This is a genomic window from Vibrio ichthyoenteri ATCC 700023, from assembly GCF_000222605.1.
Taxonomy (GTDB): domain Bacteria; phylum Pseudomonadota; class Gammaproteobacteria; order Enterobacterales; family Vibrionaceae; genus Vibrio; species Vibrio ichthyoenteri.
On record NZ_AFWF01000308.1, the window covers coordinates 55,494 to 72,315 of the forward strand.

Annotated in this window: 12 protein-coding genes and 1 pseudogene; 5 read left to right on the forward strand and 8 right to left on the reverse strand. The window is 43.9% G+C overall.

All coding sequences use genetic code 11. The annotated features are described in order from the left end of the window. Positions 1–490 precede the first annotated feature (490 nt). Complete coding sequence (locus RH85_RS20445) at positions 491–1,120, forward strand: LysE family translocator (protein ID WP_006714652.1); 630 nt, start codon at positions 491–493, stop codon at positions 1,118–1,120. Positions 1,121–1,394: 274 nt separating this feature from the next. Here the strand turns inward: RH85_RS20445 and RH85_RS20450 are convergent, their stop codons facing one another. From RH85_RS20450 to RH85_RS20460, 4 genes are all read right to left on the reverse strand, one after another. Beyond that, positions 1,395–1,784, reverse strand: a complete 390-nt coding sequence (locus RH85_RS20450) for a hypothetical protein (protein ID WP_006714653.1) — start codon at positions 1,782–1,784, stop codon at positions 1,395–1,397. After that, positions 1,784–2,008: a membrane protein insertion efficiency factor YidD gene (gene yidD / locus RH85_RS22530; RefSeq protein WP_083824905.1), complete on the reverse strand. Its 225-nt coding sequence runs from the start codon at positions 2,006–2,008 to the stop codon at positions 1,784–1,786. The genes RH85_RS20450 and yidD overlap by 1 nt, the downstream gene beginning before the upstream one ends. Before the next feature lie 2 nt (positions 2,009–2,010). Further along, complete coding sequence (locus RH85_RS20455) at positions 2,011–2,226, reverse strand: DUF4177 domain-containing protein (RefSeq protein WP_006714655.1); 216 nt, start codon at positions 2,224–2,226, stop codon at positions 2,011–2,013. Between the two features lie 618 nt (positions 2,227–2,844). Continuing rightward, the gene (locus RH85_RS20460; protein WP_006714656.1) at positions 2,845–3,204 is read right to left on the reverse strand and encodes a hypothetical protein; all 360 of its coding nucleotides are present in this window, start codon (positions 3,202–3,204) and stop codon (positions 2,845–2,847) included. 416 nt (positions 3,205–3,620) lie between these two features. On the opposite strand from RH85_RS20460, the gene RH85_RS20465 reads away from it, so the two are divergent. From RH85_RS20465 to RH85_RS20475, 3 genes are all read left to right on the forward strand, one after another. Beyond that, positions 3,621–6,518, forward strand: a complete 2,898-nt coding sequence (locus tag RH85_RS20465; RefSeq protein WP_006714657.1) for an alkaline phosphatase family protein — start codon at positions 3,621–3,623, stop codon at positions 6,516–6,518. A 387-nt stretch (positions 6,519–6,905) separates the two neighbouring features. Further along, positions 6,906–8,168, forward strand: a complete 1,263-nt coding sequence (locus RH85_RS20470; RefSeq protein WP_006714658.1) for a hydroxymethylglutaryl-CoA reductase — start codon at positions 6,906–6,908, stop codon at positions 8,166–8,168. A 165-nt stretch (positions 8,169–8,333) separates the two neighbouring features. Continuing rightward, the gene (locus RH85_RS20475) at positions 8,334–9,329 is read left to right on the forward strand and encodes an endonuclease/exonuclease/phosphatase family protein (protein ID WP_006714659.1); all 996 of its coding nucleotides are present in this window, start codon (positions 8,334–8,336) and stop codon (positions 9,327–9,329) included. Between the two features lie 44 nt (positions 9,330–9,373). On the opposite strand, the gene RH85_RS20480 is transcribed toward RH85_RS20475, so the two are convergent. From RH85_RS20480 to murQ, 4 genes and pseudogenes are all read right to left on the reverse strand, one after another. Continuing rightward, complete coding sequence (locus RH85_RS20480; protein WP_006714660.1) at positions 9,374–9,790, reverse strand: GFA family protein; 417 nt, start codon at positions 9,788–9,790, stop codon at positions 9,374–9,376. 272 nt (positions 9,791–10,062) lie between these two features. Beyond that, positions 10,063–13,205 (reverse strand): annotated as a pseudogene (locus tag RH85_RS23790) (DUF748 domain-containing protein). A 388-nt stretch (positions 13,206–13,593) separates the two neighbouring features. Next, entirely contained in the window at positions 13,594–15,057 is a 1,464-nt protein-coding gene (gene murP / locus RH85_RS20490; protein WP_006714661.1) for a PTS N-acetylmuramic acid transporter subunit IIBC, read from the reverse strand. 32 nt (positions 15,058–15,089) lie between these two features. Further along, positions 15,090–16,007: an N-acetylmuramic acid 6-phosphate etherase gene (gene murQ, locus RH85_RS20495; protein ID WP_006714662.1), complete on the reverse strand. Its 918-nt coding sequence runs from the start codon at positions 16,005–16,007 to the stop codon at positions 15,090–15,092. A 240-nt stretch (positions 16,008–16,247) separates the two neighbouring features. On the opposite strand from murQ, the gene RH85_RS20500 reads away from it, so the two are divergent. Continuing rightward, positions 16,248–16,822, forward strand: a 575-nt coding sequence (locus tag RH85_RS20500) for a MurR/RpiR family transcriptional regulator (protein WP_006714663.1), incomplete at its 3' end; no start/stop codon positions are given.

Below are 16,822 nucleotides of genomic sequence, written 5' to 3' on the forward strand. Positions count from 1 at the left end.
CTTTTAGGCCTCTGAAAGTGTGTTTGTTTGAACGGTTAGTAAGCTTAGTCAAAGGCTGGGGTTTGCATCTAAATGGCGATGAACTGCTGTTTTACCTTGCCACGTCTGATTCAGCCCACCAAAGCATGAGAAAACTGAGTTAAGTACAATATTCTAATCACTTCTTGTAGCTAAGGGCCTGGCGAATTGTTTGGAGGGAACAAATAAAAAACTGTCTCAGCCAACTTTATCATCTCTTATCATCAAGCTGATAAGCCGAACCCAGCAACTCGCAATTGAACTGCTGATCTCGTTACGCTATAGTCATCGCAATCTAACGTAGCTTATTGCTGAGACACTGATATTAGCCATAATAAGTGTCTGATTTTCAGTTGGTTATCTTCTGAACACTCTGCCGTTTTTCGATAACAACACGGCGTTATTCTTTGCAGTGCATTGCTGAGCATTGCTGAGCATTGCTGAGCATTGTGATATTTTTGGTATTTAAAACATGACGATTGATACGCTCGTTGCTTTTGCTGGCATCGTTTTCTTATTGGCAGTAATCCCTGGTCCTAACGCGCTTCTTATTCTGTACACTTCACTGACGCAAGGAAAACGTTTTGCTTTCGTCAATATATTAGGTGTGAGCGTGGGATTCTTGATTCATGCGTTTGTTTCAGCGCAAGGCTTAAGCCTATTGTTATCGCAATCAGCGATGGCCTTTAGCATTTTTAAATGGCTAGGTGTTGTGTATTTATTTTGGCTGGGCATCAACAATGTCAAGGCCGCCTTAAATCAATCGAAGCTAAACATCGACCCGAAAAAAGCAACGTTAAACCCCTCATTAACAGGCAGTTTTACTAAAGGTTTGCTCACCAATTTGCTCAACCCAAAAATTGCGTTGTTCTATTTGTCCATCTTCCCTCAATTTGTGTCACCGCAACATATCTTAGAGCAGAGCATGCTATTAGGTTTCACTCAGGCGATGGTGGTTTCCAGTTGGTTCTTTGTGGTGATTCTGTTTGCAAGCAAACTAAAAACCATACTCTCCACACCAAAAACAGCGAAATGGCTCAACTATGTTAGTGGTGGGCTATTTGTTAGTTTTGGCGCGAGCTTAGCCAGCGCTAGATTGTAGTCGCGCGCTCATATAACAAAATTAAAGCTAAGTGTTGGAATGCGCCCCGCTGGGTTCAGCTTTAGCTATTTTCGCGGTTTCTGTGAGTATGAATTTTTTCAACCGGCACTACTTGCTCATCGGTACCGAATGAAGATGAAAATGCGCCGCTAAACTCACATTATTGGGGTAATAACATAGTTTGCATATATTCACCTTCATTCTGATCGCCACTGAATACAAACATAGCTAAAAGTATGTGGGACTACGTTAACCTGTATACTCGGCAAGCCAACTAGTATCTTCGGACTTGATTTAGAATCTCACACGACACATCATAATTACGCTGTCTTGCAATCTTTTGCGAGAGGAATAATTGCGGCAATTCAAAAGCCACTAATAGCAGTAGAATGAAAATAGCGCTGAGGTGTCCAAAGAACAGCGCTATAGCACTCACCGTGAACAATAATAGTTCTGTGATAAAAAGTGCATACTTGCCTAAGTAACAATGATGAAACCCGCCAAGAAAAAGCCAATTTAGAGTGGCATAAGTATCTGGGTCTTTAAGACTATCTGATTGAATCTTGAAGAACTCTTTCTTTTGCTCTGCCGACAAGGCGTTCACTTCTTGCCTTAGTTTTTCTTCATTTTTCTCTAATTGCTCTATGGGTTCAAACAAACGCATCAAGGCACCTCATCATATATTCTCTCGACCAAATCAGGCTGATTACAACGCTTAATTCTAGACAAACCCAATCGCCAACCTTTGATAGCACCATACTTCTCAATACATTGCTTAGTATACTCAGAGCACGTCGGCTCAAAGTTACATTCAATATTTAATAGCTTTTTTGACCCACCGCTAGATTGATAACGATGGATCAATTTTAAGGAAACCAATTTAAGCAAGCTTAACGTCCTAGCGTAATAATAATGGCTTCACGCTTCCAAAATAACATAAAGCGCTTTTGCTCTACGATTTGAAAAACAACTTGCCATCCATCTTGAACATACTTATTCAATTCAGCTTCCATTTTTTGTACAGGTAAACCACTCGCGCCTAAAAAAACAGTACCGCAACCACCCTCTACAATGTGAACAACTTTATACTCTTGAAACTTTGTCATATTTACGCCAACTAATTTAATAAAAACAGTATGTTACAATATGAACAATCTCGCATCAAGATGAATGTTGCATATATGCGGTGCGGTAGGCATGTAATTTACACTAGAAAGCGTAGAGACTTATTGAACAATGAAAATATCACTCACCAATAAACTTTATCGCGACTCATGAAATATAATTACGGTTATATAAGAGGCATTAGTTTTGATACATTCAAGCCTGACAAATAAGAAATAGGATGTCCTACTTCTATGTTTTTGATAAAAGCCTTGTTACCACTCTCAGTCTCACTACTGATTTACTACGGCAGCATAAAATCTTTTAAGCTCATCATGCTGGCATGCCTGTGGAGATTTAGCAGAATTTACAACGATGATTAACAGCGTCGAAATGTAATTTGTTATAGCACGATATATACTCAGATTATGTCTATTGGAAGCCGATTCAATCCCTGCATTAAAACCTACCTTTAAGCAAAGTACCATTGGATATAACCTTGGTGTGATTGAGCGAAATAGATCAAATAACCGAGCATAAGCTAGAAAAGTCACCTAAACCAAGGGGCCGACGTTAAAACGTCAGCCCCTTATACAAAATTGATACTCTAACTAATGACGCTAATTGAACGAGTTTAATCCATGTTTTTTGGCTAACACCCCACCCCAAAATGCGGCTGGCACTACCAATATGATTGAAGCCAAAGAATACCAAAGAGGCAGTGTTCCATAATACGGCACCCCCATCAAAATACCCGCAACGCCGACTAAAACCGCGTTATACACTTTGTCTTGCTGCGCTATTTTAGCGGTAACATAGCCACCAAAAACAACACAAATCAGTCCGATAATAAGCGCATACCCTAGTGGCAGTAATGTTGGACCGGCAAGAAGTTGTGCAAAGAACGCCAATAAAAATGTTGCGAAAAGATCAGCAAGAAATCCAAGGCCCACAGCCCATAAATTGATTCGCTTTAACATTAAAACTCCAAAAATGTGACGAGGCGCTGAGATTGAGGCATCGCGCGTCAAAACCGCGTTATTGTGCAATAAAACAAACACTTATATCAATGCAAACGCTAAATATCTGATCACTAAAATCTTTATTCATTGCACAAAGCTAAGCCACAATCACAGCAACACCTCTGGCGGGCATGGCACTATTTGGTTATTTAACTGTTTGGCATCGATATCAAAACAAAACCAATGCTTGTCTTCACTTTGAAGTGGCATTCACCGCCCCATTAGACATTGCGACTCAAACATTCCTTTTACATCCCGCTAGCCCGATTTTTACGCTTAAAGTTGCACTGCTGACATTTAATGCCAAAATACCACCATCGATATTATGAAATCTATCTTGGTATCAATATCTTATAGAAAAAGGAATTTGTTCCATGGCTTGGTTTAACTTAAACACCGTTCGCGCTCACACGCTGTTGGCGCTCTCACCATTTAGCATGCTTATCGCCAACTCCACACATGCAGATGTTGGCAACACACCTATCATTGGTGGCTTATTTAACTCCGCTGAGATTCTACAGAACAACATTGTTTCTTCTTTGTCATACTCTACCCGTCTAACCCGAGATATGACTTTGTTTACAATTGGTGGTGTTACGCTAGAAGCCTATCTCATCAGCCTGCCACTTGATGCCAAAACCAAAGCCCGCGTAATGGCCCAAATCGCCAATCCAACTTACTCTATCCCACTGGGCTATTTTCTCTACCAGTTTTACGACCGCTACACCGGCATTGGCAATGAAGATGCTTTCAAAGCGTATCTCAACACGGTCTATGATGAGCGGGCATTGAAAGGCTTTGAACATTCGCTATTTCAACTCGATAGCGATGCCAGCGTAGAGACACAAGGTAATAAAAAAGACCAAGCACACCAAGAAGGCATCAAAATAGACAGCCAATTCATGGCAGCGATGGTCACGGTTTATGATGCATTGGTACAGATTGGTGAATGGCAAGATATGGAACAATTGCCCGATCAATATACTTACCTCACCACCAGCGAGGCAGATCTAGCGCTGATTGACAAAATACAGCCAATTGTCGTCAATATTCTTACGCAAGCCTCTGGGGGAATGGATGCTGGTGAGATGAAAAATGCGCTACTCGCCATCGTAGAAGATGGTAAGCCAGAACAACAGAATAAAACCAACAATAAAGCTCAAGCTCTGACCATTACCCTCATCGACTTTGTGCGTTTGAATGTTCTCAAAGCCTATCGCCAATTCGTCTATCAAGAAGAACGCGCCACAGCGTTAAACCTTTGGTTACAAAATGCCTTTAACGATAATCCAAACGAGGCAATTGGCTTTTTGCAATCTCAACAACAACGTCGTTTCGCAGTGCAGATTACCGTCGATGGCTTACAGCAAGGGTTAATGGAAGGTCTGGTTGATCCTCAAAAACCGTTTATTGATGTTGCCTACAACAATCACCTTGAACACCAAAAATACGATGCCCCTCAAACCGTTTCGAGCCCTGAGCATCAGCAAGACGTCCGTTTCTTACAGACCCTTTCGCAGCAAACATATAAAGACCCGCATTACCTGCCCTTCTTTAAGCGCTTGTATCAAGAGCATTATTCATCCATTGCGCGCGTGGGCATTTCCTCCACACCCACGATTAGCGTGCGCAATTTGCCCATAATCAAAACTGGGGCGAAAGTATCCGGCGAGCAAGGCACTGGTATTCCGAATTTCCATTTTGTAGACAGAGATGAGGATCGCGCTTATTACTTCTTCGGTAATGATGCGCTGCAACTTGACCGATTGATGCAAGCGAACAATGTTGAAACAATGTTTGACCGCCTTAATTATCTCAAAACTTTAAACTGTAACGCGCAGTATGATTGGAACGCTCATACCAGCTATGATGCCTTAGTTAACTTAGGCGCAGGTGAAGCACTGCGTGATTTTGGTGAGAAACGTTGTGTACGTGAACTGCAAGAACGAGCGCAAACAGAACAAACTTTATCCTCCTTGCGAGCAGAGCTCATAACGGATATTTCCGCCTATCAGCAGATCCCGTTTTGGGATTTATATACCAAGATTTCGCGCCAATGGAAGATCGAAGACAGCATCGAAAAGTACGCTCAACTTGATGGTAGTGGCATGCCCGATTACACCTTGATCTACAATCCATGGCCCGACCATTTCGCCCACTTCGTCGGTCCGTTCAGCGATGAGATCATCATGCCCACTGGCGAACTCAACCGACTCGATTACTGGATAGGTCAAGTAGAACAAACCTATCGCGATGCTGGCGTCTACTCCCGCACGCTTTGGGGAATGGCCGGCGACCATGGCCTCGCTCCAGTTTATTATACGCTTAATCCAGAGAAGGCGATTTTTAAACTCTTAGAGGAAAAATTAGGTTATCCATTAACGATCAAAAAAATATCGTCTGATGAAGGTGAAGGACCGAAGATCACCAATGCGCTAAGCTTTCCAAGTAATAAAGCCATTGATGTTGTTGTCGCGTCCACGGCAGGCGGTAATTTTATGCTCGATCTTTTCAATTCAAATCGAGGTTGGCAGACACAGCCCACCTATGGTGAATTGACTCAATGGCAGCCCCTTAATGAGCCCGGTCAACGTAAAGTGGATTTGATCTCTGAAACACTTAACGCCCTTGGAGACACGCTGGATTACATGGTAGTTCGCGAAAATGACTGTAACGGACAAAATTGTCGTGTTCGCCTCGTTGGGCAACGTGATGGCAAACGCGTTGATGAGTTTATTGAAAAGCAAGGTGAGCGATATTTCTATTCAGCGAAAGATCACAGCCACAGCCTACTTAATGTCCAACAGATGAATCCTTACTTAGCAAATCAAAATAAAGCTGAGTTTGAAGATTTCGCACGTCATTACGGACAATGTGTCGTCAATGCGGAACCAAATAACCCTAGTACATGGTGTGATCAGCAGCAATGGCGCGAATTAACTCACTACACACCTCGGCCAGATTCTGTTGTCCAGTTAGCTAGTCTCTATGCCGAATCAAGAGCTGGGACAATCAACTTGTTCCCTCGTGATGGCATCGGATACAACACTAAGGTGCCCGGCCGACATGCCGGTGAAAGCTATTTAGAAAAAGACGCTTTTATTGGCTTTTGGGGTAGCCCAATTGGTGACAATGTCACGCCGCTAATCAGTGAAGAAAATGGTTCCCTCGCGCCGACTTTGTTTGAATATTTGACTGGTGAGGCGGTCGTTGTTGACCAAAATGGCTGGGGCTACCCATCATTACTAAATAAGCTAGACCTTAACAAGTAGACGATAATGAGTCACATCTCGCCACCGAGCTGGTGAAATGTGGCTCTATTTTGTTACTAAAATTGTCTCAACAGCGCTGCTATCAAGCAGTAAAAATGTACAAAACCACTGATTTTCATCAAAATTACTCTCCCACTTGACCATAGGTAGTTACGAACCTCGATACAAAAATTCTCCTGCTCCAACCACTTATGCCTTCAAGTTAGTTAGAATGAGCCATCGGCCAGATTGACCAATGCAATACCCTTGGTTGTTCAGCGCAATTGTTAGGGCATATCTAGTGTGCGCGAGCAAAGCTGAACAGTGCTGATATGAATTATATTGAGATAAATTGTATCGAACTCGGTATCAAATCCATATTGTACAAAGTAAAAAAGATCCCATTGAATGCCGAAATTAAATCTAAATCGTGTCAAAAATAACGCCCTGTTTTCTGATATTGAACAGTATAAAAAAGTCCCAGAAGCCTTAGAGCCAAAACATCAAAAGCCGACGAAAAAACTCTGCCTAAGCGCAGGGCTATCGGATAAAAATCTTACAAGGCGCTGGAACGTATTAGAATCTCTCACGGATAAAGACTTATTGCTTGACCCTTTTACACAAGGGCATTTTCAAGAGTATGCACACAACATCGAACACTTCATTGGCACGGTTAATGTTCCCGTTGGTATCGCTGGCCCTTTGCGCATTAACGGCCTGCATGCAAACGACGATTTTCTAGTTCCGCTTGCAACGACAGAAGCGGCGCTCGTCGCTTCATATAACCGTGGCGCAAAATTGATCACAGCCGCAGGTGGCGTCAGCACGCTACTGATTAATGAAGGTGTAAGCCGTACTCCTGTATTTAGCTTCTTGTCACTCTCGCAAGCCGCGCAGTTTGTTAGCTGGGTTGTCACTCAATACGACATTTTCCGCAATGTTGCTGAATCCACCACCACTCACGGAAAATTAAAAGACATCAATGTCAACATTGAAGGCAATCACGTCTATTTGGTGTTTGAGTTTGTTACTGGCGATGCTTCTGGGCAAAACATGGTCACCATAGCGACCCACAAAGTGTTCCGCTATATACTCGAACACAGCCCAGTGTCTCCCGTTGATGCCTTTTTAGATGGCAACTTATCAGGCGATAAAAAAGCCAACGCCCATACATTGCGCTCAGTACGTGGCAAAAAAGTCTCTGCGGATATAACCATACCTGCGGCATTGGTTGAAAAGCTGCTTTTCACCACACCGGCAAGCATGGCAAAGTTTGCCAAAATGAATACGGTGGGAGGCTTGCTGAGTGGTTCGATTGGCATCAATGCACATTATGCCAATGCATTGTGCGCGCTTTACATCGCCTGTGGCCAAGATGCGGCTTGCGTTGCCGAATCAGCGATTGGCATTACTCGCATGGATGTGGATGCGAATGGCGATCTGTATGCCTCTGTCACGTTACCCAATATTATGGTCGGGACCGTCGGTGGCGGCACAGGACTGCCAACCCAAAAAGCCTGTCTTGATATTCTTGGCTTATATGGCAATGGTAAAGCGAAGGCCTTAGCCGAAGTTGCCGCTGCTTTGTGTTTAGCGGGTGAGCTTTCAATTGTGGGCGCCTTTTGTGCCGATCATTTCTCGCGTGCGCATCACAAGCTTGCGCGACAATAACCTCGCCGATATCCCAGCCCCCTCTCATCGCGATACTTGCTTATCAAGTGCAATCCTAAAACTCACATTTGATAAGCAAGTTCACAGAGCAACTTAAACGTATTTTCGTTACACTAGAATCAATCTCTAACGTCAACTTGTTGCCGTGCTAGTAAGGTAAAACCTGTGCTTACAGACAAAACACTCACCTTTGCGACTGCTAATCTCTTCAACTTCATTGAGCCACCCGGTGCGTTTTATGATTTTGAAAACATCTATGAGCGCGACGCATGGCAAGCTAAATGTCAGTGGACCACAGACCGAATTCAACAACTCAACGCTGATATCGTCGGCATGCAAGAAGTTTTCAGCATTGACGCAACTCGTCGCCTATTTGAACAGATGGGCTACGCTTATTTCGCTTGCGTCGACACACCCCACGTTGAGAACGACTATATCTACTCGCAACCCGTGGTGGCCATTGCATCTCGCTACCCAATCACACACGTTGCGGCCGTGACGCCACCAGATTCGATTCAACAAGGTTACCAAACACCGCTGCCTCAGTTTAGCCGCAAACCCGTTTATGCCGTCGTTGATGTACCCGATATTGGTGAGATCGCCGTTTATGTTTGCCATTTAAAATCCCAGCGCGCGGCAGAAAGTCATAACCCTGAACATTCGCACCCACTGATTGGGCAATGGTTATCAAGCCAACAACGAGGATGGGAAGCGGTTATGCTTCGCCTATTTATGGAGCAACAATACCACCGTCACCCGCTCCCCACGGTATTGATGGGCGATATGAACCAGCCGTTGAATAGCGAGATTACTGGTTTTTTAACCAAGGGGATCAAGCATGAGATTGAACAATTAAAATTGATCGATGGCTGGCAGCTCTTCAGTGATGCTCGACGATTAGAATCACAAGTTAATAGCGAATCAGACCAAGAACAAAGCGCCAATTTTGAACGGGCTGCGACACACTACCACTTTGCCAAAGGAAATGTGCTTGATTACCTCTTACTGTCACAAGAGTTTCAACCCCACTCTCAATATTCATTGGCGGATATTATTGGCTATGAGGTACTCAATGAGCATCTCACTAATCCTAAATTTGAGCGGGACAAACAAGCCAGTGACCACGCCTTTGTCGCCATCACTGCTCGCTTTGTTCTTTAGCCAAAACACGTTGCTTAAAACTGGCTGGTTGATAGCCGTGCTGGTTATATATATTTAGCAAAATAAGCCATGATTTCATCTGTGGTCATTTCTTTAGTTTCATTCGTGAAACAATAATAGCTTGGGCGAGCATCGCTAAAATATTGCATCGTCATTTCTAGCCCATCTAAGTCAGGGAATAAGCCTAATGACATGTTGTACTCACCTGTCGCTTTAACTTTGTAAAAAAGATGAGTACCACACTCAGAACAAAACCCGCGCGAAGCCCAAGATGAAGAGTGGTACATTTTCACTTTATCTTCGCCTTCAATACTAACTTGAGTGCCGCATTTAACGGCAAAATAAGGAGCACCACCCCAGGTGCGGCAAGAGTGACAATGACACACCGTAAATTTGGGGTTAATGTCTTTTGCTGTGATTTTAACCGCGCCACATAGGCAAGTTGTGTTTGAATGAAGCATCGTTATCGTCCCTTATTGATGGCTAAAATAGGTCACGACTCATTAGATATGAATACGCTGACGTGACTGCTCAATTATACACCTCACCCAGGCACTGTATATAACAACAGTTATACTCCTACAACCCGCAACCAAGCGGAAACATTTGCCCTGCACGTTGTTAGTGCCAATAAACAAAAAATGGCGCACAAGTTTCCCTGTGCGCCATCACTTAACCGATAACCATCACTTAAGCCATAACCTTACTCGTTAGGCCATTGAGTCTAATCGTACTAGTTAGCTTCTAGTGTCAACAAAACACTACTACTGTCTTGTTCAATATCAAATCGGCTATCAAGCAAGAAAACTCGTGATGCGTCGACTTTTACCACATCAACCAAGTAAGCTTTAACCGCTTGAGCACGCTGCTGAGCCAGATGCCCCAATTTTCCTTCGCTCACTTGCTGGTTATTCAGCACCAAGTTATACAGTGCAATGTGCCAACGTTGGTTCAGTTCCTGTTTGGTTAGCTCAATATCCTTGGCTTCATACTCATCTTCAATATTGTCGCGTACGTCTGTCGCCTCTCCACCGAATTGATTGACGTACAAGGCTTGCAGTGCTTTTGAGAGCACTCCAGAGGTCGGTATTGTACTCGCGCTAAGATCATCGGGTAGCTGCGCGGGTTTGAGCTTCGCCGTTTCAGCCAACAGCTGTTTGAACTGGTTAAAAGCAAGGGCTTGGCTGTCTGGTACCGCATCAATAGCACCATCCACAGTTAAGGTTAACTTAGGACGAGTTTCTAACGCTTTACCTAGCGTTTGTAACTCCTCTTGTTCTTCTGAAGTTAATGTATTGGCGCCAAATTCAAATGCCACCACATTGAGCTCTTCATCAGAACCCGCCAAATCTGAAATAAAAGAAAATGGCGCGGTGACTGCTTTGGTGATGATGTTTGAAATAGTATTCCAAATGATAGCACCAAGGCTAAACTCAGGATCATCAACGTCTCCTGACACCTCTACCCCTAAATCAATCACACCATCACTATCTTGTAGTAATGCAATCGCTAATTTGATCGGTAATGAGGTTGCCAGATCACTGTCACTCGCTTGGCCTAATTTCAGTTGGTTAATCACAACATGGTTTGAACCCTTGAGTTGATTGTTTTCTAACTGATAGTTGAGCGCAAGCGTCAACTGACCTCTATCAATATAGTGCCCAGCATAAGTGCCTGAATAAGGGTTGACCGTCGTCAGCTCAACGCTTTTGAAAATCACATCCAGATCTAAATATGGCTGCTCAAGTAACGGGTTGATCGCCCCTTTAACTTTCACTGGCGCATATCTATCGATATTGCCGCTAATATCCACAGTGGCTTTAGTACCCGGAACACTCGATACATCACCAATTGTGCCTTTCAGCTGCTCTATCCCTGATGAGAAATTCGGCGTCAATGAGTTATCGGCGAAGAAAGCCGACCCATCGTTAAAGACGATTCTTCTGACGCTAAGCGCAAAAGGTTTATCTTGCTGAGCACTCGCTTTACTCTTGCTTGATTGTCCTTTTTTTGTGGAGTTTGAACTGGTATTACTCGCTTTAGCGCCGGACTGCGCCACCACCAAATCACCAAGGTTAGTACTGCGATCTTTATTGATCACAACACGTGCATAAGGTTGGCTAAGGCTTAAGGTATCAATCGCAAGTGCTGACTTTTGCAAATCAAAATTAAATTTGTTCACCGCCAGTGAGCGCCATTTAACAAATGGTTTTTTCAATCTATTATCACGAATAGAAAGATGATTCACTTGTACGCCACCACTCACGACAACCTGGCCTTGCGCATTCGCATTCAATTTAGCTTGAGTGCTAACGGCACCATTGGTCAGTGTCGCATTGACCGCTGTTGCCAAGTACGGTTGGAACTGTGATAGTTTCAAAGATTGAACGTCAATGTCAGCCAATAACGATTGCTGTTTTGCATCGGCTTGGCCTGCGATTTTGATGGTCCTTTACTATTCACGTCCGTTGAGAACGTAAAATCAATAGGCTGAGAAAAGTCACTGACAATTTGACTTGTCGTCAGATTAATCGGAGCAATCACCCATTGGTTGGCCTTTTTCGTTGCGACTTTTTCCGTAACATTCAATTGGTATTCTTGAATCGAAATGCCATTTAAGCGCACAAGCCATGGTGGCGCGCTTTGCGCTGACGCATCGTGACTATTGGCACTTGTCTCTTGAGCTTGGTGTATCGCCACCTTGTCATTGCTGCTTTGATCTTGTTGGGATACAGGCATCAAATTGCTTGGGGTAAACAGAGACACGAGATCAACCCCGTTCTTATCGACATTGGCAACAACCTTCAACCCTTGTGAGGTCAACGAACCAATATTCACCGTCTGCTCTTCCACATTGGTGGCAATGTCATTCACAGCAATATTTTGCAACGCGACGAGCGACTTACCATTGTGAGCAAAGTCTAATTGGTTAATGGCAAACATACCCTTACTGGTCGAGATACTCATCGTATCTTCTGCCTGCGTTTGACCAATGGTTTGTGCCAAATGATAGTTTGACGAAAAGTTAACTTCACCAGAAGTCAGTTCTGCTTGAATTTGCTCGGCAATCAACCCCCATAAGCGTGGTAACTGAATATGCTTAACATCAAGTACGCCTGCCACTTCTAGCGGTTTTAGCTGTACTTGTCCGCTGAGCTCAATCGTCGCATCGTCGGCGTCAGCGATTTGCAATGTATAGTGGTTTTTGTTGTCACTATCGCTCAATAAGCTCTGTGTCGAAAATTCACCTAAGGCAATATTAATATTTGGATAATGCAGCAGGGTTCCAGTGACGCCATCAAGCAATCGCACATCACCTTGCGTTAGGCTTGTTTGCTTGATCTGTACTGGAAACAATGGCGCATGTCGATCATCCGCTTCTTCAATCGCCACCTCTGGCTGCTCTGTTGTCGCAGTGTTGCGCGCAACTGAAGCGACAATATCGCTAAAATTAAACAGCAATTCATCTTGGTTATTGAGACGCTCAAGGTTGATATATGGCTTATCTAATTGGATATATTCGACTGACACGGCGCCATTGAAAATGGATTGCCAAAAATTGAGTTTAACGCCGGCATGATCAAATTTAATAAACACTTTATCGTCGATATTGTTATCGCTGACCGTTTCCCAAATAGCAAAGTGATCGATATCAAGTTGCAATGTGAACGGGTTAATTCTTATATCGCCGAGGGTCACAGGGCGTTCAATCAAGGTTGAAACTTGCTCTGGGATTTGCTGTTTAGCGATATGGGGAACGGCTAAGCCAACCACACTCGCATACAATAGATAAGCGCTTGCTGTATAAACGCCCCAACGAATGCCGGGGTGAAAAGAACGAAACTGGTTAATAGCTGCTTTGATTTTGATCGACACTATGACTACTACTCCTACGTCTATATCGATAATTCCTACTCTGACGAATCGCAATTCAGTTGCAGATTCTGACCACTTCTCTACGGAAGCTAAGATTCAGGTTAGGTAGTTTGAGGCTTATCTTGAACATTGTGAAAAGGTCAACGCAGCCGAGCGAGCGCATGCCTTCCCTTTACAGCAAAGAGATAAATAAATTTGGGGCGATTTTATGCCTCCGGCCTGTGTATGTCTAGATTCACAGGGTAATCGCTTTGTAAAATCAGTGTCGTTTGTCGCAAACGTGAGCGGTTATCTAGACAAAAAAACCACTGCATGAAATTCATACAGTGGTTGATTAAAATCAACAGCTAAAATAACGGTTTTTTGTCACTTCAACCGCGTAGCGATTTTAAGACAAATCGATGTCTTTACTACCGAACATCAACGTCGCAAGGAAGCCAACTGCGTAAGAGATCAACAGGCCAACAACGAAGATTGCCATACCAAAGAAAATACCTTCATTTGATGTCATCAACGGAATCGCCACCACACCAGAAGGGCCAAATACCGTATTTAGACCAACAGGAAGTCCAAGATATGAAACCAAACCGATGAAGAAACCACCTGCCGCACCACCAATACACGCAGTAACAAATGGCTTAACGCGTGGTAGTGTTACACCATAAATCAAAGGTTCGCCAATCCCTAAAATACCCGGAATAATCGCACCACGAATTTGAGTACGTAACGTCGACTCCTTTTTCGCTTTCCAGTAAAGCGCTAGAGAAGCGCCTACCTGACCAGCACCCGCCATCGCTAGAATTGGGAATAATGAGTTAAAGCCCTGCACTTCCATCAATGCAAAATAAACTGGAACAAAACCTTGGTGAATACCAAATACTACCGAGATAAGGAACAGCCCCGCCAGAATAGCGGCACCAATCGGGTTGTCATTCAAGTTTAAAAATAACCAAGACATGCCTTTAAACAGCATGCCGCCCACTGGCATGATAATGATAAAGGTCACGGCACCCATGATAAGCAGTGTGACGACTGATGTCAGGATCATATCCAAATCATCAGGCATAAATTTACGCACCATGCGTTCAACTTGTGCCCCAAGAATCGCGGCTAAAAGCACGCCAATAATATTGCCGCGAGGATCGATAGCAAAACCAAAGAAGTCACTCATTCCTGAGTAGATTCCCGAGGTTGCATCTGGGTTGTAACCCAATACAAACAACGAAGCTAAAATCGCGCCATTAACACCGGAACCACCGAACGCTTGCTGAGCGTTGTAGCCAATTAAGATACTTAAGAAGGCAAATAGGCCTTTACCAAATACCTTCATGTAAGAAACCAAGCTAACAATAAACTGGCTTGGATCTTGGCCAACAATCATGGTTTGTTCGATTAGCGTAGCAAAACCTAACAACAGACCTGCTGCGATAAAACCAGGAATAAGTGGCGTAAAGATGGTGGCAAACTTGCTTAAAAAGCGTTGAACCGCACTGGTTTGTTTGCTTTTCATTTGCGACTTTTGTTGCTTGGCAATCGTGCCAAGGTCATCCGCCTTTGCTGCCGAAGCTTGGGAATCACTACTGCCTCCCAAGGTCAATGCGTCTAGCATTTCATTGAGCATTTCTGCCGCTTGCTGTGCTTTACCTGGGCCCAAAATAACCTGTAACTGCTGGTCAGATTCGACCACACCCAATACTCCTGGAATGGCTTTTAATGTTGACTCATCCACAGCTCCGGTATTGGCTAACGTAAGACGCAAACGCGTCATACAATTGCCACCTTTTTCGATATTCGCACCTCCGCCGACGGCGGCGATAATGCTCTCTATGGTACTTGTTGTAATTTTAGCCATAGCAATGTTCCTACCTGAAATTCAGTAAACGATTAATTGTTTGATTGATTGTGGCGATCAAGTGCCACGCGGATAAAGCCATCGCTCTGTTCTAATAAAGATTTGGCATTGTCAGCACTGATCCCAGCAAGAATCATCAAAATGGCCGTTTTACAGTTGCGTTGACATTGTGAAAGAGCCAACTCGGCTTCTTGCTCATCGGCCCCCGTCGCTTCAATCACGATGTTGGCTTGGCGTTGGATCAATTTTGCGTTGGTCGCTTCCACATCCACCATTAGGTTGCCAAATACCTTACCACTTCGAATCATCGCGCCAGTCGTGATCATATTCAGCACCAACTTTTGCGCCGTACCCGCTTTCATGCGCGATGAACCTGTCACAATTTCAGGCCCGACAACAGGAACAATGGCAATGTCTGCAGCATCAATCATCGGACAAGAGGGGTTACAAACCAGTGATGCAACAACAGCACCGATATTGCGAGCGTACTCCATACCACCAAGGACGTAAGGCGTACGACCGCTTGCCGCAATGCCAACCACCACATCGGTGGCATTCAGGTTTAGTGCTTTTAGATCTTCAATCGCTAACTCAGGAGAATCCTCGGCGTTTTCTACCGCTTTAAGAATTGCTTTATGACCACCAGCAATCAGACCGACGACTTGTTCAGCTGGCGTGCCATAAGTTGGAGGGCATTCGCTCGCATCTAAAATACCTAATCGACCTGATGTGCCAGCCCCCATGTAAATCAGGCGACCACCTTGTGCAAAAGCGGCTTTGGTGGCATCAACAACCAGAGCAATCTCAGGCAGTACTTTTTCCACTGCAAGCGCGACTTTTTGATCTTCGTTATTGATCACTTGCAGCATTTCTAAAGTTGTTAAGGTATCAATGTTCTGGCTGCTTTCATTACGGCTTTCAGTGACCAAGTGGCTCAAATCAATTTTCATTTGTTGTTCTCTTTCATTCCCAATTTATGGGCTGGATGTTAATGAATAAATTATTCAAAAACGAAGACGAACATCACATAATTATTTATTCCAAACTAGGCCAATCAATGGAATAATTTTACATGCCTTAGATGATTACGAGATTAGCAATGCACCAAGCCCTTTAATAACCGTCAGTAGTCTAAAAATAAGTCGAAATGATTTTGGAATAATTTATTTCACCCATAGAGAAGAAAAGTGATGAGCATCACAAGCAAACTGGTAGCAAAAAGAGAGCGACTGTCGAGCAGCGGCGTAAAAATCGCCGATTGGGTATTGGCAAATACCGAACAAGCGATGGCATTAACCAGCCAAGAGTTAGCGATAGAGATCGGGGTAAGCCAATCCAGCATTGTTAAATTTACCCAAAAAATTGGGTTTAAAGGTTATAGCCAATTCAAGCTCGCGCTCGCCGAAGAAGTGACGCGTAAATACACGTTGCAAACCTCACCACTGCACGCTGATATTGCTATTACCGATTCAACCAGTACCATCATTCAAAAGTTGGTCCGTGCAAAAACAGATGCGATTTTTCAAACCAGTAATGCGCTTGACGCCATCAGTTTTGATCGCGCTGTCACATTGATCAATCAGGCCTATAAAGTGCAAATTGTCGGCATGGGCGCCTCGGCGCTATCTGGCAAAGATTTGAGTTATAAGTTGTTAAAGCTGGGGATTTTAGCGATCACTGAAGTGGATAGTCATGTGCAAATCGGCATGGCAAGAACGCTGACAGAAAAGGATGTGCAGATTGTGTTTTCTTTTCAAGGCACACA